Annotated in this window: 24 protein-coding genes; 8 read left to right on the top strand and 16 right to left on the bottom strand. The window is 36.8% G+C overall.

The genetic code is table 11. From position 1 onward, the window contains the following. The first annotated feature begins 64 nt into the window (after positions 1-64). Together AC5KOD_RS15280 and AC5KOD_RS15275 are read left to right on the top strand one after the other, a co-directional pair. On the top strand, positions 65-277 hold the full coding sequence (locus AC5KOD_RS15280) for a LysR family transcriptional regulator (protein ID WP_496915435.1): 213 nt from the start codon (positions 65-67) through the stop codon (positions 275-277). Continuing rightward, complete coding sequence (locus AC5KOD_RS15275; RefSeq protein WP_496915489.1) at positions 270-923, top strand: LysR family transcriptional regulator substrate-binding protein; 654 nt, start codon at positions 270-272, stop codon at positions 921-923. The genes AC5KOD_RS15280 and AC5KOD_RS15275 overlap by 8 nt, the downstream gene beginning before the upstream one ends. A 74-nt stretch (positions 924-997) precedes the next feature. On the opposite strand, the gene AC5KOD_RS15270 is transcribed toward AC5KOD_RS15275, so the two are convergent. From AC5KOD_RS15270 to AC5KOD_RS15245, 6 genes are all read right to left on the bottom strand, one after another. Further along, positions 998-3514 (bottom strand): sigma 54-interacting transcriptional regulator, encoded by a 2517-nt coding sequence (locus AC5KOD_RS15270; RefSeq protein WP_496915434.1) that lies wholly within the window; start codon positions 3512-3514, stop codon positions 998-1000. 93 nt (positions 3515-3607) lie between these two features. Beyond that, on the bottom strand, positions 3608-4312 hold the full coding sequence (locus AC5KOD_RS15265) for an HAD family hydrolase (protein WP_496915433.1): 705 nt from the start codon (positions 4310-4312) through the stop codon (positions 3608-3610). Beyond that, positions 4312-5139, bottom strand: coding sequence for a PTS system mannose/fructose/sorbose family transporter subunit IID (locus tag AC5KOD_RS15260; RefSeq protein ID WP_496915432.1), 828 nt, complete (start codon positions 5137-5139; stop codon positions 4312-4314). Before AC5KOD_RS15260 ends, AC5KOD_RS15265 begins: the two co-directional genes overlap by 1 nt. Continuing rightward, entirely contained in the window at positions 5136-5948 is an 813-nt protein-coding gene (locus AC5KOD_RS15255) for a PTS mannose/fructose/sorbose/N-acetylgalactosamine transporter subunit IIC (protein WP_496915431.1), read from the bottom strand. Before AC5KOD_RS15255 ends, AC5KOD_RS15260 begins: the two co-directional genes overlap by 4 nt. 12 nt (positions 5949-5960) lie before the next feature. After that, the gene (locus AC5KOD_RS15250; protein WP_496915430.1) at positions 5961-6452 is read right to left on the bottom strand and encodes a PTS sugar transporter subunit IIB; all 492 of its coding nucleotides are present in this window, start codon (positions 6450-6452) and stop codon (positions 5961-5963) included. A 12-nt stretch (positions 6453-6464) separates the two neighbouring features. Then, the gene (locus tag AC5KOD_RS15245) at positions 6465-6884 is read right to left on the bottom strand and encodes a PTS sugar transporter subunit IIA (protein ID WP_496915429.1); all 420 of its coding nucleotides are present in this window, start codon (positions 6882-6884) and stop codon (positions 6465-6467) included. An 826-nt stretch (positions 6885-7710) separates the two neighbouring features. On the opposite strand from AC5KOD_RS15245, the gene AC5KOD_RS15240 reads away from it, so the two are divergent. Next, on the top strand, positions 7711-8682 hold the full coding sequence (locus tag AC5KOD_RS15240) for a helix-turn-helix transcriptional regulator (protein WP_496915428.1): 972 nt from the start codon (positions 7711-7713) through the stop codon (positions 8680-8682). Between the two features lie 185 nt (positions 8683-8867). On the opposite strand, the gene AC5KOD_RS15235 is transcribed toward AC5KOD_RS15240, so the two are convergent. From AC5KOD_RS15235 to AC5KOD_RS15220, 4 genes are all read right to left on the bottom strand, one after another. Next, positions 8868-9539 (bottom strand): GNAT family N-acetyltransferase, encoded by a 672-nt coding sequence (locus AC5KOD_RS15235; protein WP_496915427.1) that lies wholly within the window; start codon positions 9537-9539, stop codon positions 8868-8870. Continuing rightward, a complete protein-coding gene (locus AC5KOD_RS15230) occupies positions 9536-10042 on the bottom strand; it encodes a hypothetical protein (protein ID WP_496915426.1) in 507 nt (168 codons plus the stop codon). Before AC5KOD_RS15230 ends, AC5KOD_RS15235 begins: the two co-directional genes overlap by 4 nt. 187 nt (positions 10043-10229) lie before the next feature. After that, positions 10230-10829, bottom strand: coding sequence for a TetR/AcrR family transcriptional regulator (locus tag AC5KOD_RS15225; protein ID WP_496915425.1), 600 nt, complete (start codon positions 10827-10829; stop codon positions 10230-10232). Between the two features lie 891 nt (positions 10830-11720). After that, positions 11721-12188, bottom strand: coding sequence for a hypothetical protein (locus AC5KOD_RS15220; protein WP_496915424.1), 468 nt, complete (start codon positions 12186-12188; stop codon positions 11721-11723). A 192-nt stretch (positions 12189-12380) separates the two neighbouring features. Between AC5KOD_RS15220 and AC5KOD_RS15215 the strand changes: the two genes are divergently transcribed. After that, the gene (locus AC5KOD_RS15215; protein ID WP_496915423.1) at positions 12381-12746 is read left to right on the top strand and encodes a MerR family transcriptional regulator; all 366 of its coding nucleotides are present in this window, start codon (positions 12381-12383) and stop codon (positions 12744-12746) included. A 62-nt stretch (positions 12747-12808) separates the two neighbouring features. Here AC5KOD_RS15215 and AC5KOD_RS15210 read toward each other — a convergent pair whose 3' ends face one another. From AC5KOD_RS15210 to AC5KOD_RS15190, 5 genes are all read right to left on the bottom strand, one after another. Next, entirely contained in the window at positions 12809-13375 is a 567-nt protein-coding gene (locus AC5KOD_RS15210) for a DUF1700 domain-containing protein (RefSeq protein ID WP_496915422.1), read from the bottom strand. Between the two features lie 12 nt (positions 13376-13387). After that, positions 13388-13717: a PadR family transcriptional regulator gene (locus AC5KOD_RS15205; RefSeq protein WP_496915421.1), complete on the bottom strand. Its 330-nt coding sequence runs from the start codon at positions 13715-13717 to the stop codon at positions 13388-13390. A gap of 349 nt (positions 13718-14066) precedes the next feature. Continuing rightward, positions 14067-14717, bottom strand: coding sequence for a DUF6891 domain-containing protein (locus AC5KOD_RS15200; RefSeq protein ID WP_496915420.1), 651 nt, complete (start codon positions 14715-14717; stop codon positions 14067-14069). 332 nt (positions 14718-15049) lie between these two features. Further along, positions 15050-15313: a hypothetical protein gene (locus AC5KOD_RS15195; protein ID WP_496915419.1), complete on the bottom strand. Its 264-nt coding sequence runs from the start codon at positions 15311-15313 to the stop codon at positions 15050-15052. 338 nt (positions 15314-15651) lie between these two features. Further along, entirely contained in the window at positions 15652-16314 is a 663-nt protein-coding gene (locus tag AC5KOD_RS15190; RefSeq protein ID WP_496915418.1) for a helix-turn-helix transcriptional regulator, read from the bottom strand. Positions 16315-17272: 958 nt separating this feature from the next. Here AC5KOD_RS15190 and AC5KOD_RS15185 point away from each other — a divergent pair. The 3 genes from AC5KOD_RS15185 to AC5KOD_RS15175 all read left to right on the top strand — a co-directional run bounded on the left by AC5KOD_RS15185 (position 17273) and on the right by AC5KOD_RS15175 (position 22730). Beyond that, complete coding sequence (locus AC5KOD_RS15185) at positions 17273-21115, top strand: putative mucin/carbohydrate-binding domain-containing protein (protein WP_496915417.1); 3843 nt, start codon at positions 17273-17275, stop codon at positions 21113-21115. A 287-nt stretch (positions 21116-21402) separates the two neighbouring features. After that, positions 21403-22137, top strand: coding sequence for a MerR family transcriptional regulator (locus tag AC5KOD_RS15180; protein WP_496915416.1), 735 nt, complete (start codon positions 21403-21405; stop codon positions 22135-22137). Continuing rightward, positions 22134-22730 carry a GNAT family N-acetyltransferase gene (locus tag AC5KOD_RS15175; RefSeq protein ID WP_496915415.1) on the top strand — a complete coding sequence of 199 codons (597 nt, stop codon included), beginning with the start codon at positions 22134-22136 and terminating at the stop codon, positions 22728-22730. The genes AC5KOD_RS15180 and AC5KOD_RS15175 overlap by 4 nt, the downstream gene beginning before the upstream one ends. A gap of 51 nt (positions 22731-22781) precedes the next feature. Here the strand turns inward: AC5KOD_RS15175 and AC5KOD_RS15170 are convergent, their stop codons facing one another. Next, positions 22782-23714, bottom strand: a complete 933-nt coding sequence (locus AC5KOD_RS15170) for a helix-turn-helix transcriptional regulator (protein WP_496915414.1) — start codon at positions 23712-23714, stop codon at positions 22782-22784. A 177-nt stretch (positions 23715-23891) separates the two neighbouring features. On the opposite strand from AC5KOD_RS15170, the gene AC5KOD_RS15165 reads away from it, so the two are divergent. Then, positions 23892-24524 (top strand): type 1 glutamine amidotransferase family protein, encoded by a 633-nt coding sequence (locus AC5KOD_RS15165; RefSeq protein ID WP_496915413.1) that lies wholly within the window; start codon positions 23892-23894, stop codon positions 24522-24524. The last annotated feature ends 429 nt before the right edge of the window (positions 24525-24953 follow it).

Here is a 24953-nt window from a genome sequence, read left to right as displayed (position 1 = left end):
ATTCTAGTTTTTCCAATAGTAATGTTCTATAATAGCCATAGGCAAAAACTATCAGGAGGCTATCATGGATTTAAGGTTATTAAATTACTTTGTTATCTTGTGCGAGGAAATGAATTATGGGCGCGCCGCTAAGCGCTTATTTATCACACAACCAACGTTAAGCCAGCAGATGAAATCACTCGAAGAAAATCTAGGATGCTCCCTGTTTATTAAGGAGCGCAACAAATTGAAGCTAACAGCAGAAGGAGAGGTATTGAAGCTTCAAGCCTATAAATAAGACGACTCAAATAGAAGCAGATAAGATCACTATTTATAGTACAGGCTGTCATTTTTTTACAGAGACATTAGCAAAATATGGTCAAGTTTACCCAGACATTACGGTCAAAATAGATGAGTGTAGCAGTAAAAATGTCGTGAGAAATGTCTTGGAAAAGGGCGCAGATTTTGGTTTGGTGTACTTACCTGTTATTTCAAGTACTGGGGATTTAGCTGTGGAGGAATTATTTGAGGATCAGTTTTTTATCACCGTTAACAAAGAACATCCACTAGCGGCTCACAAGCGGGTATCTTTGAAAGTATTAGGAGAGGAACGCTTGATTTTAGTTAAGCCAACATTGGCGGTTCGAGAGATGGTTGGAGAGGTGGCTAGTCAAAGAAATATTAGCCTAAGACCGACTTATGAATTTCCTAATTATGTCCCGTGTCTGGATTTAGTGCGGCAAAATCTAGGTGTGACGATTTTACCTCTGAGCTTCGCGAAATTTCATTCCCTTGATAAACTGCAGCTAATTGAGATTGAAGAGCCGATTCCTCGAGCCACATTGGCATTTTTATATCGTAAGGAGAAAGTGTTTGCGCCTCATCAGCAAGCGTTTATTGATCAGATAAAAGAAGGGTTCGAAGCAATTGGTGGTAGAAATTAATTGTTAAACGAGTCAAATAGAGAGGGCGGAAGTGAGACCGTCCTCTCTATTTGGCTAGTTATTTTTGATAGGCTTTAGCCAGATAAAATTTCATATAAGACATATAATTCCCACGTTGAAATTTCGATTTTGTAAAATTGTTCAATTGAATAAAAGATATTTTTGGCATTTTGGTAAAAAGGCTTGTTGCTAATTTTTAGTAAATTAATGTCTTCCGGTACTGGGTAATCTTCTGCCCCCAAAATGGTTCGTTCGACCATCAAAGCGACATGCATCATGAGGTTGAATTTCATCTTGGCTCGTAATTGTAAGTTGAAACGTTTTTCGCACTTATCGGTAATGTCCTCAACTTGGCGGATAATCACATCTGGATTTAAGAAGACGAGCTTTTCTGATAAGCCTTCTTTTGAAAAAAAGTGGATGAACTCATTAATTAATTTAGGAATATTGTTGGGGTGGATGAGATGCTTAAAGTCTTTTGCTAGCTGGTCTTCAGCATTTTCATCCAACACATCAAGTAAATTAAAACTGGCTACATCGGTTTTATTATCTAAGTAAGAGGTTGTTAAGATCAGCGATGTTTCTTTCAAATAATCCTTCTCAGCATAAGCACGATCCAAGGTTTTGATTAATTCATTGTAATTTAACACAATTAATTTTAAATCTTGGTTAAAGTAGTTGCGACAAATTTCTTTTACTTTTTTTGCAATATCTTGACCAGAAATACTTGAGATGATGATGTTCTTTTCTACAGCAAAGCCTTCAAAATACTGAACATTTGTGACGAATTTTTTCTCAGCAGATTTCGCAATTTTGTAAAATAAATCACCATTCAACAGCTGATGACCAATCTCTAAAGCATAGGAGGTTGTTAAATTATTAATGACTAAAAGCTCGCCTAATATCTGTGGTTTCAAACTTTTGTACAGCTGCGTCAAAGACCCCATATCTACTAGCATAATTACCCCTTCAGTTGTATCGCGTTCTGATAACCATAGCTTGACTTGCGCAATCACATCACGAATGGATGAAGTGAGGGGCATATTAATCGCATCGAAGATATAGTCGCCACACAATTTATTTGCGACTGCTTGGATACTAGAAGCAGTCGTGTTCCCATGAGCAACTAATAATGCCTGATATCGAATATCCTCTGAGACTGTTTCTATCAAAAAAAGAGCTAACAAAGTCCGTACGAACTCTTGAAGTTCAGGATCAATTTGAGCGGTCAAATTGTTTGCTAGAAGAGTGGTTCGTGGATACTTTTTTGAAAGTCGGTGCTCTAGGTTGGAAACGAGCTTATCAGGAATTTCCGTTTGTAGCAGTAAAAGTCTGCCGATTACCCGACTGGTGTTTTCTGTTAAATAATCCTTATCAATGATCAAGGAGTTTTGTAATTGAATGCTGTTGCCAATTTGATTAATAAAGCTTGTTTTTTCATTGGCAAAAGTTGGTTCTAAAAAGTCTTGATCAAATGTTAGGATCTCTTGCTTGAGGATAGGAAGCTCATCAATATTCTCCAGAAGAGCTAAAAATTGTTGTTGAAGAGTATGCTCTAGTTGATTATCTATCAGTTGATCAGGACTCAAAAAATCAATCATGATATTATCTGAGGAATTTTCTCCAACAAAAATAACGCCATCGGGATGATCGTTGCGGAGAGCTTCAGCGCAGTATAATTGAACTTGATTAGCTAAACTGCCGATATTACCCGCTAGCTCTTCGTAAATCAGTTTATCAAAAATAGACGGTGCTACTTGGATAGTCATTTTAATCCGACGAGCCTCTTTCAAAAATAAATGCTTAACTAGCGCCATTCTTTCAAAAATTGGTCGTTCATGAAAAGTAGGCAACTCTATTAAGACAGAAATACGTCGATAAAAGGTTGGTAATAAGACCTTCTCAGGATCTTCCGTCGTGGCAAAAAGTAGTCGAACATTTGACGTGACAGCTTTATTTTCTTCTCCCATTGGTCGAAATTTATGGCTATCCATAAATTGAAATAATTTCTCTTGATTTTCATTAGACAAGCGGTGAATCTCATCTAAAAAAAGAACCCCATTATCAGCCTGGGCTAGCAGACCTTTCCGCTCTTTGTCAGCTCCAGTAAAAGCACCTTTGGTATGGCCGAAAAGTAAGGATGAGAGCAGCTCTGGATTATTAGCGTAATCTGCACAATTAAAGACAATGAATTTTTCAGCGCCTGAGACAGCTTGATCTTGTAGAAAATCGTAGATTAGTTGAGCTAAAAAACTTTTGCCCACCCCACTGGCTCCGTGGATTAATAAGGGTAAGCCTAATGGTGGATAAAGAATGGCAGCTTTACATTTTTCAAGTTCTTTTTTTGCACTGCCTTGGCTACCGATGTATTCTTGAAAAGGATCACCGTGTCTTTTTTTAGCCGTGGCAATAGATTGCCAGTAAACAGGTTTTGTGCCAAGCTTAATGACTTCTCTTTCTTGTAGTAATTCATTCAAATACAAGCTAGTAGCTGATCGACTAAGATTAACCGCCTTAGCTATTTCAGAGGTAGTTAATTGTTCTTCTTCAATTAACAACGTTAACAATTGATTTCGTGTTTCTATTTTCATCTATAATCTCCCCCTCTCAATCGTACACACTATCCTAACATAAAAACTGAGAACACCCCGCAGCACGGCTACGGGGAATTCACACAATGATAGTTAAATAATAGTTTGTATTTTAGCGATCAATTCTGGAACGGTCTTGACCATTATTTTTTCATGTCCTTTTGATTTCTCAGCAAAACGATTTAACCAAATGGGCTGCCAACCTGCCTGTTGTGAAGGGGCGATATCATTTTTGTAGCTGTCACCCACATAATAGAAGTCGTCAATTGTGGATGGTAACCGATTTTTCAGCTCTCTAAAACAGCTCACGTTAGGCTTAGCATTACCAAAATCATCAGAAACAATTAACCATTCATTAGGAATCTGACTAGTCAGTTCCAGTTGGTTGATTTTAGCTCGCTGGGCGTGTGAAAAACCATTGGTAAACACGCCCACTAGTATCCCTGCCTCGTGTAATTGATTGAACAGCTCTTGATAAGCATTTGGTAGCTTTCCTTGACTTTGGTAGTGATGATAAACATCATCAAACTGTTTCAAGTTTGTTACAGTATTAGGGAGATTAAGCTTGGTCAGAAGGTAATCCCAACGAGCTAACTCGTAATTATTTGCTAGATCAGTTGTAACTAGGGAGCTTTCGTAAATGGCTTCGCTGTGACCTCGAAACTCTTGATAAAGAATAAAGCAATCGTTCTCCTTTAGCTCAATAGTGGGCGCTAAATCAGCTAAGGTTTTCTTAAACGCCGTAAAATTATCAAGTAAAGTATCATCTAAATCAAAGAATAACGCTTTTTTCTCCATTAGCAAATCCCCAGTAAACCAAGAATGATGCCTAAGAACATAATTCCAAACATCACGTAGTTGACGTTGACTTTTTTCCGTAATAGCCAGAAAGCGAATAGTGTAACGCCTAGTGGAACAAGGCCGACAAATAATTGATCCAAATAAGTTTGAATTTTCATCGTTTCTTCGCTACCCTTAACTGCCACCTCTAGAATTGTCGTAAATTTAACATTAGAAGCGGTCATACTTCCCATCATCATCAAGCCTAGCATGCTAGAGGATTTTGTTAGAATACGCATTCCACCAGATTCATACATCCGCTGAATGAAGCTGGCACCGATTGAATAACCACTATATAAAGCATAATAGTGAATTAAAAAAGCTGGAATATTATACAAAAGTAGAAAAACAATTGCCCCTAATGGTGAACCGGAACTTGCTAAAGAGATACCGATTCCCGCAGCGATTACTCGTAAAATTCCCCAGAAGAATGAGTCACCAATGCCAGAAATTGGACCCATTAGTGAGGCTTTTACAGCGGTGATTGAGCTAGCATCAAACTGTTCATCTTCACTATTTTGTTTCTCCATTGATGAAACAAGTCCAATAATGAAATTATTAATATGCATAGTAGCATTGAACCATGTAGAGTGTCGTACTAGAGCATCAGCACGTTCTTCTTTTGTTTTATAAAAACGATTAATGACTGGAAGTAGGGTATACATCACACCAACTGCATGGTACTGAGTAGCTCCAGTCCGAGAGGCGTTCATTGTCCATGAGCGCCAGAATACAGACCGCATCATTTTTTTCTCTTCTTTAGTTAGGTTTTCTTGTAATTTCATGCGAAAAAGTCCTCCTCTTCATCAGCCTTACTTGCACCAGCCGTCGCAACCGCACCACCTCGACCTTTAGCAAGCTGATCCATTTCAACATCTCGTTGCGCACTAACGACACAGATAACAACACCAATTACTGCAACCGCAACGGCCGGTAATTGAAGATAGGCCGTTAGAACAAATCCTAAAATATAAAAGACCGCTAATTTGTTGTCCCATAAAAGTTTCATTAACATGGCAAAGCCCACTGCTGGCAAGAGTCCACCAGCCGCACTAAGACCATTCATTAACTGCCCTGGAATGTTTTCTACAAAAGTATTCACTGGTCCGCTACCTGCTAAAATCCCAATAAATGAGATGGAGGCAATGATGAGATAGTAAATAATCCAAGTGCCATAATGAAGAGTCACAACCATTTTTTCATTTCCTTCACGAGCTGCTTTGTCTAGAGAGGGGGCAAACACATTCATCAAGACATTTTTTAAAAACATGACGACGAAGGCCGCTAACATTCCAATTGGTACGGCTAAGGTCATAGCGGCTTTTTGTTCAACGTTAGAAATAATAGCAAAGGTTGTGGCTAAGGTTGTCGCAGTAACGGGCTCCGCTGCGATTACCCCGCCGATGTTAACATTCCCTAAAAAGACCGCTTCCAATGAGGCACCCATCAAAATCCCCATTTTCATATCCCCCATTAAAATCCCTGTCACAAGACCTACGACTAAAGGACGTTCCATCATACTTTGTCCAGTTAAATAGTTTCCGGCAAAACAGATAAACACGGCTAACGCCGCCATAGTTGCATGTATTAACATGTTGTTTCCTCCTTATTTTAGTGCTTCTTTTAAGCTTAGTTTTGGGTTAGTTGGTAAAACTTGATTGTAACTTGTAACTCGTGCGACGTTGGCTAATTCTTTTGCTGCCTCTATTTCAGTAGGGCTTAATTGGACACTTGGGAAAATCATTTTCTTTAACTTGGGGTCTGACTTATCAAAACGGCCAGCATTTGCCACATTGACAGAGTCGATATCTTGGACATTTTGGACAATCTTATTGGCATCTGTCAGACTATTAACAATAACAAAAATACGTTTATCTTTTCCTCGAGGGTCATTAAAAAGCTCAATGGCTTCATCAACAGAACGAATTAATAGTTTCATGCCATTAGGAACAGCCATCTTTAAGGTCATTTGCATGACGTCATTTTTTGCTGCATCATCATTTGCCACGACCAGCAGAGGGGCATTTAATTCTTTAGTCCAGACTACTGCTACTTGCCCATGGATTAAGCGATCATCTACGCGAATTTGTGTAATCATTATTATTTCCTCCTAAAATATTGAGTCTTCTTCGTTTAATAGTGTTAAGCCAACTAATTGTACCTGACTTTCATTGATTGCGGATTCGATCAACTCGTTCGTGATCGGTTGATCTTCGGCAACAAATAGCAAGGATAGAATAATGGCTAAGTTGGTGTTAGAAATTATAAAGATCGTTTCTTTTTTTCGTTGCAGGACCTCTGTCACTACTTTTTGATTGACACTACCTCCAAATAAGTCTGTAAAAATAATGCCTTGCTGATTTTCGTTAATTGAATCAATAAATGAAACAATCTCAGGTGTATAATCGTCATCTGTGACATAAGCATTAATGACTGTGACATCATTACCTTTGTCAGCTAAAATAGTCAACGAGCTTTGAAGCCCTTTTGCCATCTCTCCATGGGTGGCAATTAAATATTTTTTTTCCATTGTCTTCACCTCGCTTTATTGAATCGTTAGCACACTTTACTATTAGCAATTACCGTGCCAAAAATAATTGAGACTAAAAAGCTTGCTGTGTAGGCTTTCTATTATAGAATAGATATGTTTAAACAGATTGCTTGTGACCTCAACAGATAGTATATTTTTGGAGGAAGTAATAAATAGAAGTAGAAAATAGTGGACAGCAAAAATCCCTCTAATTTAACGCTAGCAGTTAAGTAGAGAGCCAGTCATTTTATTAGGAGGGAGTTTTTTTATTTATATCAGTAAGTTTCAAGTAAAAAAATGCGAGTGTCTTGATCATGTCTTGTATCAGCTAAATCAGCAACTAACATCAGCTGTAATTACCGTTATTGATGAAAAAAAGCTCGACCTGTTCAAAAGCTTAAAAACGTACCTCGAGTTTAGAGCGTATGTAATTTGTGTTATTAATGCTACTCCTAGCAAAAGGAATACCTAGCTTATCAATTTAGCTATATCCACCGTATTATAGAGGTTGTTTAATTGGGACTATGCCTTAAAAGAGGCTAAGTTGCCTAAAAATTGATGGTTAATGACTTGAGGTTTTTTTCTAGTCAGTATAGGAATAGTATTTTGATGATACTTATCACTTTTTTTAGTAACAACAGAGGTAATAAGGCAATTTAGCTAGGTAATGTTAAAATAACTATTATTCGCTTGTTGCTGACAAGTTTTATTACTTATAATAGGGGGGAGTAGAGACGTCGGGGATGAAATAGCAAGTAGAATCAAGCGATTATTTAGCCAGTTCTTTATACTGACTATAGATTGATCGAGACGAGGTGAAGGGATAATGTATGAGTGGCAACAACAGATTCAATTCATCCTTGATGAGATTGATACGTGTATTAAAAATCATAACGATGAAGCGTTGTCGTTGTGTCATCTTTCGCGAAAATTGGGGTATTCCGAATTTTATACGACAAGAAAATTTAAGGAAATCTCGGGCTTATCCTTCAGGGAATATTTGCGAAATCGGAAGTTAGCATTTGCCTTGAAAGAGGTGCGTGATAGTAACAGGCGTTTGTTGGAGATTGCCTGTACTCACGGCTTTTCTTCACATGAGGCTTTTTCTAGAGCATTCAAAAAAATGTATGGGCTGACTCCCAGTGACTATCGTAGAAATCCTCGACCAGTTGTCCTTCGTACTAAAATAAGTGTCTTCGACCGATACTTTTTAGGATTAGGAGAGATAGGGATGATGGCATCTACAAAGGATATTAAGACGTATTTTATTACCATTCGAGCACACAAATTTTTGCATATTAAAAATAGTGAAAGCAATGGCTATTGGGATTTTTGGCAAAAGCAAGCCCTTATTCCAGAGCAAGATTCTGAAACTATTTGCGGACTACTTGATAGTATTAAAGGGAAGCTGGATGATAATGGCGGAAGTGAGATTAACAGTGGCAGTGGTCAGATTATGGCTTATATCAATGATCCAGAAGGCAGGCTCTGTGATTGGGGGATTCCGCGGACGGAGTGTTATGGTGTGCGACTTCCGATTGATTATCAGAGAGAGGTACCTCCGCAAATGGCGTTATTGGATGTTCCAGAAGCGGATTATTTAGTGTTTGAACATGGCCCATTTAATTATGAGCAAGAAAATCGTAGTGTAGAAGAGAAGGTCGAGCAAGCCATGGCAACCTTTGATTTTTCTGATACGGATTTTTGCTTCGACACATCTCCTAATAGGATGATTTATTTTTATCATGATCCAGAACAATTTTGGAAATACATTAGGCCGGTGCGAAAGATTAGATGAGAAAAATCTTTTGAGTCAATTCAATTTTTTTAACCCGCTAACGACAAAGCATCCATAGAAGGGAATTTTTTACTTTTTAGTAGATAGAGTAAGGTTTCTATTTCTGCCGTACTCACTCTGAAAAATTGATTAGTTGAAATAATCTATTTTTTCGGGGGAGAGCGGTGTGAGGTCTTTGTAATTTTTTAGTCGTTAGAATTATTCGTTGTGATTAATTGATTAAAGCTGTAATTCCAAATTTCAACCCCGTCATTTATTAATGTCTTACTTGAAAAATTGATGAAACCATTTTTGACATAGAAATCGTAGTTATTAGCGTTTTGAGTCATTAAAGTTAGTAGTCCACCGCCATTTTTTTTGATATAAGGCAGTATACATTGTTGAATAAATTTTCCCCCAATACCTTCTCCTTGTCGAGTCACCCTAACAGCTAAAGTGTCTATGTACCAAGCGTTTTGGGCTGCTTGTTTGCAATCAATTTGAGCGGTATCATAAATTGATAAGAATTTGATAAAGCTTGGGAGGCCTAAGTTGGCTATTAATTTCCAGCCACCAGATATAGCGTAATCTAAAAAATTTATTTCCGGTACAGTTTTCTTTTTGACCAATGCTGCGGCTACAATTTCTTTTTCAATGATAGTCACAAAGCATAGATGTCTACGAAAATAGGAAGCGGTGTTTACACTAAATAGATTACGTATAAACATCTTTTGATTTTTTCCTTTAGGGTTAAAAATGTACATGAGTGGGTCATTTTTAAATGAGTCTGAAAATAAGTCAATAATTTGTGGTATTTCTTCTTTTTTTGCGACACGGAATTCTGTTTTAGGAGTCGACTTTCTTGGATTATCACTCATAATAAATACCCCACACAAAAAAATAGGTAAAACAGAGGGATGTTTCTATTTAGATATAGATAGGCGAATCCACAAATAATCGAGAAGACCATGCATGAAAAACCATTCCACAGATCCCCACCTGTTGAAATAAAATGAAACGCTCCCCAAGTTAGGGCTAAAAATAGGCCACCAACGGGAATTGTGGATGGCTTTCCTTGCCATAAATCAAATGATTTTTGAGCAAATATTACAATAAGTAATATGAGGAATATTTCAATAAAATAGTAGAGATACTGAGTCGTGAAAAGATAAAGGTTATTTTTTTTATGAAACTCACCAATCACTTTCAATGTTTGCCAATCAATAAAAGTAATGATTTTGCAAGTAATTAAGAGAAATCCTACTATAATCCAGTTTCTTTGTTCTAATTTTTGATAACTTAAATAGCTAATTTTTTCAGTCAAACGATTGCTATACGCCGCAACACAACTAATAGAAATCAGCCATAAAATGACTGTCACTATCCAGTGTCCTCCTTTTTGACTATTAGAATAATTGGTGTAAGTAACATTAAAAAGAAGAGGTTCCAAAATTCCTAAAGAGAAGAGCTCCAACATAAAAAGAAGAAAAGTAACAAAGGCTAACGCTAGATATTTTTTTGACAGGTTTTTCATCAATACGGTCCTTCCTAAGTGATTAGAGAATGAGTTATTTATGCTGATAGGGAATAGATATAGATTGGATAATTTCATTGGTTTTCAATTTCCAATCAATGTCTGATGTTTGGTTGGGCATAATGGCTATACTGGCTAATCCATGAACGAGTGACCACATGGCTATAAATTTATTTTGAATATCCTCATGAGATAACCCGCTTTTTGATAGTACATCTAATGATATCTTTTTGAAGAACTCTAATGGTTTGATAGAGCTTTCGTTTGATAGTTTTAAAGAAAAATTCAGTTCATTATTTCCTCTTGAAAATAAGAAATAGTAATAGTGTGGATTGTCGATAAAAAATGTGACATAGCCCTCTCCAATTTTTAGTAAGATATCTGACTGAGTACGATGCTCCGTAGCGATCGATTTTAATACGTCAACAAATTGTTTCTCTATGTAGCTTTGTATATCATTTAGAAATATTTCTTTATTTTTAAAATGTGCATATGGGGCAGCGTTACTCACGCCGCATTTTTTTGCCACTTTTCGAAGTGATAGAGATTCTATCCCAACTTCATTAATCATCACAATTCCAGACTCAATGAGTGTTTGTTTCAGATTGCCATGATGATAGGTTTCACTATTCATTAAAAGGTCTCCTTGATATTTTTATAAAAGTATATCATTTAATCTTTACACTGTAAAGATCGGGTGAGAGTTAAAAATAATTATAACTATCGTCACTATAAAGGGGAAATCGTAATAAACCAGATAAATACGCAACTTACCCCTTTTCCTCTGTTCTTACCCCAGATTACTCAATAAAATAGACAAATCCCTATATGTATGGGGTTTTTAAAGACGAATAGAGACCAGCAACAGTCATTTTGGGTCGAATAGCCTCTTATGAGTAACGGTACCAATTAGACAGTTCCAAGAGAGTCGTGATATAACTAGACTGATGAGACTTAATCGTTCTTTTCAAGAGCAGGATATTAGTGGCAGATATAATAAAATAATGTCTTCGTTTTGCGGACATGAACCAATCGAGAATTGGTTATTATATAACATTGATTTAAAGTGAGTGTGGGAATTCGTATGACTTATGGCCCAGAGATTGGCTCTTAGTTTTAACATAACAAGATATCCGAAAAGTCATGTACGCAAACAGCGTACATGGTTCAATCGAGAAAAAAATAGTTAATAACATAAAGAGGGAGTGCTTAAACAGCGCTCCTACTCATGATGACTTGCGTCTGATGGCCTCTGATTGATTGGAAGTGAGTTAGAGATACGGTGTGATTAATTGTTTAACATAACAACTTAGTAAAAGAAACATGTAAGCAAACTGCGTACATGTTTCAATCGAGAAAAGGCTATTTTTATAACGTAAAGTTAAGTTCAAAAGGAAAGTTTAAAGGCGTTAAACAGGGCTCTCGTTCTAAGTGAACTAAACCTTTTCATCTATCAAGAATGTATAAGGGTAAGGCTTTAATAACAAACTAGTAAAAAAGCATGTACGGTTTTTACGGACATAAACTAGATAGACGCTTTGTGCTCTAAGTGGATACCGATATGACCGATACCGAATAGTATGATAGCGATAATCATTGGTATGGATTTTCCGTAAATACCTAATAAAAAGAAAGCAACCACAGGAAGTGTCGCACCTGCAACTGGAACTCCTAAAAAGTTACTATAAAAGTCTGACAAAGTCTTTTCACTTTTAAAATAGTTAATCCACCAGCATTCATAAAGAAGCATGGCAATGAAGGTGACAATTAGCCAAATAATCCATGGCCCGAAGCTGCTTGGATTAAATGTTTTGGTAAAAAGAGCGATGGTTGTGACGCAAACTTGTCCAATTCGTTCTAAAAGGGATAATCCTTTATTTTCGTTTTCAGGGCTGTATTCTTTAGGTTGATTTTTTGCCCAAATCAAATTTGGAATGATTAGCATTAGCATAAATAGTAAGCCAATATAGGAAAAGCCTATGGTTTCAATCATGTTTGTCCCCCATAAAAGTAAGTTAAGTTGCTTCTTAACAATTATATCAAAGTCTCCTCCTACTTTTACAGTTGTTTTTATTTAGAGGAAAAGGATTTCTAATTGAAGCATTGTTTATGAACTTAAATTGATTTCAGTGATGCCATATGATAAAGTCAGGTTATAATTTGAGACTCATGAAGGAGGAGGATCATGACCTATTCAATCGGAGCATTTTCTAAAAGGGTCAATCTGTCTATTGATACGTTGCGTTATTATGAAAAAGAACTGCTAATTATTCCCTCACGAAATGAGATTAATCGAAGAGTGTATGATGAGGCGGATGTGGCATGGATTGAGTTTATCAAAAAGCTCAAGCTGACGGGAATGCCAATAAAAAAGATGAAAAGATATGCCGAATTACGCTATCATGGCAATGAAACGGTAGAAGAACGCCTGCAACTGCTGTATGAGCAATCGGATGTATTGGTTCAAAAGAAGCAAGAAATTGTGGAACATATTGAGTTTCTTGGTGACAAAATAGAGATCTATCGAGAGATGTTAAACAAGTCAAAGTAATAAAATGAATCAAAAACGCGACAGCTCCTAGAAAGGAATGTCGCGTTTTTGATTGAGCGTGATTAATTAACAGTCAGCGATAATTTATATTTAGTGATAATGAGCTTACAGTACTTTTGAATAAGCCTCAAAATGTAGAGGCCTACGACTATCATTAGGATAGAAACGAAGATAGCGCTGATAAATTGTGGGAAGCCTGTTAACATATAGCTACTTGAAATAACCATTAAAGGGATTTGTGTTATACCTAATAGGTTGGTGGTGGCGATACCGATTATTAAGCTGGCTAAGACGATAAATAGGGCTGCTACACAAAAGAATGTTGGGATTAAAATAGTGCCAACTAAGCCTAGTGATCCTAATTGTAAAACGGAAATGATCGGTGACACGGTGATCTTTTTTTGATTAAGTTGACAATCGGCTACATAAGCTTTTGCCAGTTTTTTCGGATGTCCAAGTCGTTGCAAAATGTCATCAATAGAATCTCCTCTATTAAGAGATTCATAGATATGATTCCTAATTTCTTTTGTTATTTCTGACGCTTCTTGGCTATTTACTTTTTCGATTTGTTTATCCAAATCATTTAAAAAGGCTTCTGCTTTTTCTGCTGAATTCATTTTATTAGTCATAGTTATCAGTCCTTACTGTTTTATTGTGTCAATGGCAGTATTGAGATTTGTCCATTCATCATCCATAATTTTTAAGAAAGCAGTCCCTTCTGTTGTGAGGCTGTAATATTTTCTTGGGGGTAAACCTTCAGCAGATTCTTTCCACTGATAGTTAATTAAGCCATCTCGTTCTAATCGCTTTAATAACGGGTAGATCGTTCCTTCTTTGGTGGCTAAGACATTCCATTGCGCTAATGTCGTAATAATATCGTAGCCGTAAGTTTCTTTTTTGCTAATAATAGACATGATGCTATATTCTAAAATGCCTCTTTTGACTTGTGCTAGCCAATCTGATTTTTCCAAAAGTTTCCCTCCTTTTTTTATATCGCTACATACATAGTACCGCATAGTATGTAGCGAGTAAAGATTTTTATGAGATGAAGTTGGGGGAATCTGAATAGGATAGTTAATAGAATGCTGGTATAGCAGCGTTTGATAAAGACATAATAAAACAGAAATCGCAAAAAAAGATGTCAGCGTGTAACTATGCGACATCTTTTTTAGATAATTATCGGTAGTGAAAGTAGAAATTGAGAGGTTAAGAAGGAAAGAGAAAATTTGATAACTTAGTGTGGGATAATCTATCTAAACTAGAAACAAGAATGGAGCTGTGGCTTATATCACAGCTCCAGTGGCAAAAAGGTTCCAAAAATTATTTCAAATTTGCTTCTTCCATAATTCTAATCGCCCGTTCAGCTCCCACATCCTCATTATCAAGTACTTTATCCCAGATAAAAGACTGAATGCCAATACGTTCATCAAGAGTTTCATTCCATGAAACAGTGAAGCCCGCTTCAGTGAGTAATTCAACGACACGTTTTCCAACCAAGAGGGCTTGAGCTTCATCGCCATCAGTACTATGGAAGGCAAGATAAAGGCTTTGGATTGCGGGAGACATGCTTCGCTCAATGTCCTGTTGGTGGTAAAAGCAATACCCGTTTCTAGGGATATTATGTTGCTTCATAAATTGAAAGACCGTCCCTACTTCTTCATGTCCCTCGCTTATATCAAAGCCAGCAAAGTCAATTGCGATGATTCCTTCACGATTCAGCTGATCGAATACGTCACGTAGTTTTTTGTAATTAGTGCTGCTTGGATGTGTCGGTCGGTGATTCTGAACCTCGACTAGTATCTTTTCAATAAGATCTGGAGAGGGTTCTTCAAGGTCATATTCTGAAAAAATTTCTTCTAGGTATTCAGTTGCTAATTCTTCTTTATCATCTTGATCGTAGTAACCAGAGTTGACTGTAAAATTAAGGGCGTCAATTATTTCTTCTTTTAAGTCATCGCTATAGAGTTCCATGGGTGTTGTGCTTCCTTTCATGTGTTAGTTTTGGGTAGTGGATTTGCTCTTCAAATACAATTGGATATCTCGACGAAGTTGTGATTTTTTTCCCTTACCAGAGATTAACTCCTTGAAAGGTTTGAGAAGTAAGAGACCACCAGAGATTGTTTCATAAGAAAGCCGAATATAAAAATAATTTATTTGTTCGATAGTAGCCAATAGATAAAATAATAGACCAACAATGAGGCTTGTAGAGGAGATAGTTGCTTTTGAAAATGTAATCACAGGGAGATACGTAATGATTAATCCCCAATTAATCCACATTAGTGGGTAGAATAGTCGACCCATTTTTATGCGATTGAGGCTCTTTTTTTTGTCATCCTATTTAAGCTATTGTGCCAATAAAAACTTCCTTCTAATAGTAGTAGGCATATTAATGCCAGTGGATAGAAGGAGGCAATTTGTAAGATGAAAGGTTTTGAACCAAATGCTATATCTATCATAAATTTGGTGATGAAATAAAGCCCAACAAATATGAGTAAGTTATAGAGTTCATAGCGTGCTAAAAATGTTAATTCAGACTTTATGGGTCTTTTTTTTAAGGTTTTTTCCATGTGATTCTCCTATGTTTGACATATTATTAACTATACTAGATTGATTTAAGTAATGTCAAAATAATTTGAGTATTACTTGAAAGTGACTGGTGAAAGAGTTAACTATTTGGATAGGGGCTATTTCAAACAAAAAGAAGTTTGAAAAAAGGCGTTTAGCTAAATATAGTAAAAAGGGGCTGTACTTTATGTCACAGCCTCGTTCTTTGATTGCTATAGAAAAAAATGAACTCTTATGTATGTCACTTCTGAAACGACCCAATAATTTCGTGTCTTTTTTGTATCGACTTATTAATTAACTCACTATGGATATCTTGGTATGTATCCAAGTATTCATCCACCTAATTTCTTTTTGAGCTAGATAAAGTAGAATATTTTGACATCAATTTCCCATCTTTATCAACTCTGACACTAATATCAAATGGCAGATTGGCATCATTTTGTCGAAAGTTACTCACTCTGAAGTGATTGTCATTTTCAACAGAGACGACAAACCCATCTTTATTAGCAATGATATTCGGTTTTTCTATATAGATTGGAAAATCGATTAGGCTAGTTGGCATAACATTAAGCGAGTAGGTTATATTGTCCTCCTTTAGTTCATACTCATTTTGACTATCGTGAAAATTAGGGGAGTGAACCATCTCCCAACCATAGGCAGTCAGATTATGACGATAGCGGATTTCATTCATTTGTGCTGTTGTATTGATGCTTAGATAAGCACTGATTATCAGACCAATCACAATTAATAGGATGTTATAGTAGCGATTCATTTTTAATTTTTTTGACATATCTTTTGTCATTGTTCTGTCATCTCTTAAAAGATTATCTAGAGAGAGGTCAAATAAATCACAAATTGAAATGACTGTATCTAAGTCTGGATAATTCCTGCCAACTTCCCAACTAGAAACAGTCGAACGAGACACATTTAATAATTGAGCGAGTTGGTCTTGGGTTAATTCTTTTTTTAACCGATTTTCTTTGATTCTATCTCCAATGTTCACGACATCACCTCTAACCCTATTTTCTCAAAAAAGCTGAGACATAAAGTCGTTTTGCTCCGAGCAATCTCGAAGAATACGAACAATCGGCTATTTCGATTGCGCGTATTTTGAGAAATTGTTGAGAGAGCAGACTTTTGGAGCGCGTTAATAATATCACTTCTCAATAGTGGCTGACACGTATCGTATCATCTTGATTTATCAACGTTTTGCTCACCGTTGATAATGAGTGATATTTTATTCATTATAACAATTAATAGAAGATGGTTCTATTTTTCCCTTGGGTTCTCTTTAGACAAGACAGATGATAATTAAGCCACATCATTTAGGACATATAAGTTTTTTGTTCGCAATATAGTGGGATAAAAAACGGTAAAGTTATTTACATTGCTGTAAATTATGTTATATTTATGTAGAAGAGTATTAATACACTGGCTATTTTTGTTCGAAATGCTACCGTTTAAAGTTAGGTGTTTTGAAAAAATATTAGTGTTGTTAGTATGTCCGTAGTTCTCTGTTTTTTATATAATAATGATAAATAGAAGAAAAAGAGTTAGTTTAGGATGGGATAAGCAAGCAATACTGCCTTGCGGTGCAGACTTTTCTTATGGAAGTTTGCTAGTGGCCGTTCCTTATTTGATTGGATTTTGATTCGATAAACCACATAAAGTGAATATTTTTGATCGAAAAAGGTTACTATTTTATAACAAAGGTCAGGGATAGTAGATTTTTTACTACAAATAGATGGGAAAATGCCTGTTAAAGTGTTCTGTAATTCCCACTTGTAAGAGATATTCCTTATTTAGGATAGGCCTGTAGGGTCTTATTTGATTAGTTTCATTTTTTTAGAGTGACTAGGCGACAACTTAATAGAGTATCTGCCGCCAAATGTCTATGTTACATATTAAAGAAGCCACTAACAAGTTAATTGTTAGAATAAAAAATAAAGGTAAGTAGTCTAATGGATCAAACAATAGGTTTAGTTGGATTAGGAGAGAAGTATTTTGGGTCAATTGAAACTAATTTTGACAATCAAGTGGTAATTATATCCATTACCGAGCAAACGCCGCACTATTATTTTGATAAGAAAACGTATGCAAAAGTGACGATAAAAAATAGTGCAGGGAAAATAAAATATGAAAAGAATGTAGAAGGAAATCATGCGGAGATGGGGGTAGATCGTGTTGCTATTTCAGTAGGAGATACTCTTGAGATTTTTCATGAGGAGACTAAAAATCGACTTCGATCAAGTGATGCTAGTATCGATTCTTCTCAAAAAATTAATACTTGGATCGTTACAAAGCAGGGATTGAAAAACAATGCCATTGCTGCAACTTTTGAAGAGGAATTAATCAAGCGTATTGAGCATACTGCAAGCTTGTTAGAAAAAGAATCTGCCTTATGGAAATCGTCAACTGCCCAAGTGACAGAAAAGAAGAAGTTGAGGTCAACTATTGAACAACTATCAGAACCGGCCAGAACAGCCTACAAACTAAAATATTCTGAGCTGTTTTTAGGTGATAAAGCAGAAGGCTGTGAGCAAGTTGATTACACGTTTAAAGGATTAGGCGATAACTTATTTGCGACAATGAGGATTTCTTTGATTGATAAACAAGTAACAGTTGAGACGAAAGAGGTTAGACCTCACTGGTATTTTAGTCATCAATTATACGCAAGTATTGTGCTACAAGATGAAGAAGGTGTAAGAAAATACACGAAAGAATTTACCGGCAGGTCGAATTATTCAGATAATCAAGAAAAAATCCCTCTTGCTAAAGGCGACTATATAACTGTTACCCATAAAGAGGCCAAGTATCGTTTGATAATCTTGAATCAAGCAACCCATGAGCTTTTGCAGGCGAAAGAGAGGGTCACGTATCAGTTCACAGGAAGGGGATTAAAACAGGTTGAAACAAGCACGATTCCAAAGGCTAAGCCGGAAATTGGTCAAGAATTTAATTATACGTTTAAAGGCGTAAATGATCGTGTCATTGCAACTGTTGGCGTTTCTTTAGCAGCTAATCAAGCGGTTATTGAGACAAGAAAAGTTAGACCTCATGGTGGATTTAAAAACGAAAGATATGCCGGTATCTTGATACAGAATCAAAATGGTGTGAAAAAATATGCTAAGGAATATGTTGGTAATGTCGATTATTCTGCGAGGCAAGAAGACGTGATTCTTGGGATAGGTGATTATATAACGGTTACTCATAAAGAACCTAAGAATCGCTTAGCGATAGTGAATCAAGAAACAAATGAGGCCTTAGCGGCGAACGGGACAGAGACACTTACCTATCAGCTCACTGATACTGGCTTGAAACAAGTCGAAATGATTGCTATTTCTGAGGTCAATTCAGAAGATGGTAAGCAGTTTAATTATGTGTTTAAAGGTCAGGAAGACAAGGTATTTGCTACTATGAAGGTTTCTTTAGCAACGAGCCAAGTGATGATTGAGACAAAAAAAGCGCAGCCTCATGGTAGTTTCAAAAACGACAGATATGCAAGTATTTTGATCCAGAATAAAAATGGTGTAAACAAATATGCGAAGGTTTATATTGGCACAGTTAATTATTCTGCTGGTCAAGAAGACGTGACTCTTAGGATAGGTGATTATATAACGATCACTCATAAAGAGGCAAGCAAACGATTACGTATAGTAAACAAAGACTTGAATGTAGGGTTAGTAGCCAAGGAATCAGTTGTCTATCAGATTGCTGATAGTGGCTTGAAACAAGTTGAAATCAGCTCTATTCCTAAAGTTAAGCCAGAAGAGGGAAAAGAATTTAACTACACGTTTAAAGGTCAAGCTGACAATATCTTTGCCACAATGGCAATTTCTTTAGTAACTAATCAAGCGGTTATTGAGATGAAAAAAGCGCAGCCTCATGGTGGTTTCAATAATGAGACCTATGCAAGCATCCTGATTCAGAATAGTAATGGTGTGAGCAAATATCGGAAAGAGTATAGTGGGAGAACGGATTATCCTGCTCGTCAAGAAAAAGTAACACTTGCAATTGGCGATTATATTACTGTCACTCATAAAGAGGCAAACAAGCGATTAAGCATAGTGAACCCAAAACTAAATTTAATGTTAGCGACGAAAGAGATAATGACACATCAGCTCACTAATAATGGCTTGAAGCAAGTTGAAACGAGCTCTATTCCTAAAGTTAAATCAGAGGAAGGCACAGAGTTTAACTACACGTTTAAAGGTCAAGCGAATAATATCTTTGCCACAATAGCGATCTCTTTATCAGCTAATCAAGCGGTTATCGAGACGAAGAAAGCGCAGCCTCATGGTGGTTTTAACAATGAGACCTATGCAAGTATCTTGATCCAGAACAGCAATGGTGAGAGTAAGTATGCGAAAGAGTATAGTGGGAGAGTTGATTATCCGGCTAGCCAAGAAAAAGTGATTCTTGGGATCGGTGATTATATTACAGTCAGCCATAAAGAGGTGGATGAACGATTAAGTATAATGAACAAAGAATTAAATCTAGCTTTAGCGACGAAAGAGCTGATCACGTATCAGATTAGAAATACGGGTTTAGAACAAGTTGCAACTAGTTCAATACCTGTGCTCGGTCTGATTGTAGAAGAAGGGCAGCAATATGAGTACACATTTAAGGGCATGGGTGATAACGTCTTTGCGATCATGGGGATTTCTTTAACAAGCAAGCAAGCGATTGTTGAGACGAAGATGGCACAACCTCATTGGTATTTCACTGATATGTATGCGAGTATTCTGATACAAAGTGAAGGTGGGGCCCAAAAATACGGGAGAGAGTATGGCGGCAGGACCACTACTGCTGTTGAACGAGAATTAATTCCCCTTTCTGTCGGTGACTATATTACGGTCAGTCATAGAGAGCCTATGAATCGATTAATGATACTAAACAAGGTAACAAATGAGCGGTTAGAAACAAAAGAAACGATTACCTATCAATTAATTGATAATGAGTTGAAGCAAATAGAGACACACTTGATTCCTAAGCCTAAAGCAGAAGACGGTCATTGTTTTAATTATACATTCAATGGCTTAAGTGATAAAATGTTTGCTACGATGGTTCTTTCTATATGGGAGGGTCGAGTGACTATTGAGACGAAGGAAGCACAGCCCCATTGGTACTTTAATGATGTTTACGCAAGTATTCTGATACAAGATGGAATGGGAGCGAAAAAATATGGGAAAGAGTATCGTGGCAGGGTGAATTACACCGTTGACCGAGACATCATCCCTCTCTCTATAGGTGACTATGTCACTGTTAGTCACAAGGAAGACAGGTACCGACTGGCTATACTGAATCAAGAGACAAGTGAGGTTCTCGAGACGAAAGAAACAGTCACTTATCAAATAACGGAGACAGGATTAAAACAAGTAGAGATGAGTCTAATTCCTGAGCCAAAACCAGAAAATGGTTACCAATTTAATTATACGTTTAGAGGGTTAGGTGATAAGATATTTGTAACGATGGTTCTATCTTTAGGAACTAACCAAGCGATCATTGACACGAAGGAAGCGCAGCCTCATTGGTATTTTACTGATATGTATGCAAGTATTCTGATACAAGACGAGAATAGGATAGAAAAATACGCGAAAGAGTATAGCGGTAGAACGGATTATGCAGCCGAACAAGAAGTTGTTCCTCTTTCTATAGGAGATTATATTACTGTCAGCCATAAAGATTTTAAGGATCGATTAACGCTATCTAATAAAGAAACAAATAAGGTCTTGGAAAAGAACGAGGTAATCACGTATCAGATAACGGGTCATGGCTTGAAACAAGCCGAGCTTTCTTTTTGATAATGAAGTCATAAGCTGATGTTGAATCAGCACTAAGTCAAATGGTACGGACGGCTAGAATTGGGTCGAATTTTTCCACCGAATTAGGCAACTTTGTCAGTGATGACAGAGTTGCCTTTTTGGGTTAAATTAAAGCGAACTAAAATGCGATGTTTGAAGTTCCAAAACTACGGTAGGCATAGACTTAACGACGTGTTTAAATGACTCGAAATTGTTAGTTGATAAACTTGACTGTGTGGTTACCACAAGGTTTATAATGAATGCAACTCATAAGGGAGGAACAAATTATGAAACCACTCACAACTGGCGAGCTTGCTAAATTATTTAATCTGTCAAAGTATAAAATCAGATATTATGTTGATAAAGGGCTATTAAAACCAAAAAGAAATAAGGAAAATAACTATTACTATTTTGAAGAAATAGATATTTATCGCTTATATCAGATTAACATGTTGAGAGAAGTCGGGTTTTCCATTAAAGAAATACAAGCTAGTTTGACATTAGAAGATATACAACCAATGTTTGAAGAAGCAGAAGTTAAAATCCAACAAAAAATTAATGAGCTGTTGGAGATTCAGAAAATTATGACAAAAATGATTGATTCACAAAAAACATACAGCTTGAACGACATCGTTTTTATTGAAAGGGAAGAACGTTGGTATGCAAAAATTCTGGAAGAGGTGATTGAGGAGGAGTCAATCGACTATTTTAAAGCAGCAACCTTAACAATCCCTCATTTAGATGAGCCCTATTACGTTTTATCGAAAAATAACACTGCTACTATGTGCTTGAAGAGTACAAAAGAATCTTGTGATTATGTCTTTCCATCAGGAACATATGCTTGCAAGAGTTTTGTGGTGAAAGACCGAAGAGACGTTGAAAAACAAGTGGCTGCTTTTTTTAGCGATTTGGTAGTTAGTATGAGTAACGCCTCGCGAGAAAATTTTCTTCTTTATGAAAATATACCGTGTTCATTGGCCTATAATAGTGGAATGATCTATTCGATTGAGGTGAAATTATGACCATTAGTATCAAAAATATGAACGCTTGTGAGATAAAGCATCCTGTTGACGAATTATCTCATTTAGTTTACGAGGGATTTGAAGCGAAATTTTCAAAGAAATTATTTTCTAACCAAGAAGTATGGCATGTCATTGTCGCTTTTTGTGAGTATCTAATGAGTGAAAAACAAGAAAAGCTAGTTATTGCTGAGGATAATGGCAAATTGTGCGGTTGTTTATTTCTAACAATGAGTGGAGATACCTACCAAAAAATTTATTCGTCACTGAAAAAGACATTGTCTGTTTCTCAATGCATCAGATTGTCAATGTTACTGGGGTTACTATCATATCAACCGGATGAGGGGGAAGGCTATATTGATTTTATGGCTGTGTCGTCGGAGGTTAGAAGTAGGGGGATTGGAAAAGCCTTGATCGGTTATTGTCAGACTATTTTTTCTGAGACGGGACTGACTTTATATGTCGCAGAAAAAAATGCTAAGGCTGTTCGATTGTACACGGATTTGGGTTTTAAGGTAATAAAAAAACAAACAAGCGTGTTGATGGCATCAACAATCGGTTTAAAGGGGTGGTATTTGATGAAATGGCAGCGATAGCTCGAAATATATGGAGTGTCTTGAGAGGGATTTTTCCTAAGTTATTTTGTATTAATTGTTATACAAGGCGGCTATCGCCTTACTTCTACGTGACATTTCTGCGCGAATATGAGACGGCTCTAGGCACTCGCATTTATCCCCAAAACTAAATAGAATGTTGTAGTAATAGTCATTTTCTATGAAAGGAAAGCTGACAAGGTAGTGTTCGTCATCAAGGGAAGAGATATCATCCTCTGAGCAGTACTCAAGAGCGATATCCATAACTGATTGATGAATTCGAAGCGTAATTTTTGTCTGCAGAGTTTCCAAAACATCAGAAAACTCTAAGTGTGGTTTTTGATAGTCCCGTGGCACAAAAAGGGTTTCTTGTATGTGTAGGTTTGTTAAGCGAGATAGCTTGAATAAACGAAAATCATTTCTTTTCAGACAGTAGCCCTGACAGTACCAGTAACTACTTTTCAATACAAGCTGATAAGGCTCGATGGTACGTGCGGTTTTATTTCCATGGCGGTCTGAATAGTCAAAGGTTAGTAGCTTTTTTTCCTCTAAAGCGGTCTTAATTAGTTCTAAAAAGGGCTGTAGATTTCTGTTACTTATCCACGGACTTAAATCAATATGTAGCTGATTTGTTTTTAATTCAATGTCCTTCGCTCTGTCAGCAGGGATAAACCGTTTGACTTTCGCTAGGGCGTTGACCAACTCATCGCCTCGTACCGTATCGGAAAGGCTCGTGAGTCCCAGCAAGATAGTGGCAAGGTCATTAGATGAAAAAACATGTTTATCAACCTTATAATTCGGCATGATTTCAAAGCCACCACCAACGCCTGATGTTGAGCGAATAGGGATACCAGCCAGATTGATAGTATCTATGTCGCGATAGATTGTGCGAGGAGAAACTTCAAACATAGCCGCTAGTTGCTGAGCGCTAATCCGTTCTTTATCAAGAAGAATCATGATAATGCTAATAAGTCTTTCGAGTTTCATACTAGTGTTACCTTTCAGTATTAATTTTAACCATTGTATATTGTTGCCATACTGATGTCAACAATAGGATGATATAGTGAAGAAGTAATGAAAAGAGAGTTTAGGTGGAAATATCTTAGTAATTATTAGTAGTAACGTAGAAGACGAATTAGTTATAGAGAAAGAGGAGGAATTTTTATGGTTACAATCTATATTTATGTGCTTGATACATTGGCTGACTGGGAGATGGGGCATGTTATGTCAGAGTTGAATTCTGGTCGTTTTTTCAAAAAGGGAGCACAGCCTGTCACGCTCAAAACAGTTAGTTATTCGAAGGAGCCAATCCAGACAATGGGCGGCTTGGCGATAGTGCCTGATTGTTTAATTGATGATATCAGTATGAGTAAAGACAGTGTGCTGTTATTGCCTGGTGCTGATACGTGGAATGAGCCTAAGCATGGTGCTATTATCGAAAAGGCAGGCGATTTACTTTCTTTAGGCGCCACTGTTGGCGCTATCTGCGGTGCAACTGTGGCACTTGCTATCGTTGGGTTATTGGATAATCGCCCACACACTAGTAATGGGGCAGGGTTTCTTGACATGTTTGTTCCTAGTTATCGGGGACAAGCTGCTTATATAGATGAGCCATCAGTGGCTGATAATAATCTGATTACAGCAAGTTCAACGGGAGCGTTGCTGTGGACGAAGCAAATTATTGAGCGTTTGGATGTGTTTCAAGCCGATACACTGGAATGTTGGTATGACTATTTTAGTACGGGTGAGGCTAAGTCTTTCTTTAGTCTTATGGAGACACTGCCGTCACGTTTATAGTTAATGCCCTAAGTTATTATAGAGATACGCAGAGAAGTCAACAGCGATTAGGTTCTCCTAACAGTGCTGTTGACCTCTTTGATTTGGATATGAGTTTAATTTCGACTATTCTAACGTGGAGTCTTGACTTTCTTCCATTTGGTCAAACGCTTTTTGTAAGGTTTCAATCCGGACAGCTACTTTTTCTAAGGTATAGCATTTATTTTATTCGATTGAATCGGTTCGGAAATTGTGACAGAGAAAAAACTATATACATCCCGTAAAATAAGTCGGAAATATATATATTTGAATCAATTTCATAATTCCAATACCTTACGGCATAAGGGATTAAATCAACTAAAAAAAGAGAACCTCCCCATTTTTGATATAATGTAAGTGCAAGCCAACAGAATCAAAAAGGAGTGTTCTCTATGACTATTATACACCAAC

The organism is Vagococcus sp. WN80Y (assembly GCF_059621045.1).
This window is presented reverse-complemented; position numbering and strand designations above follow the sequence as displayed.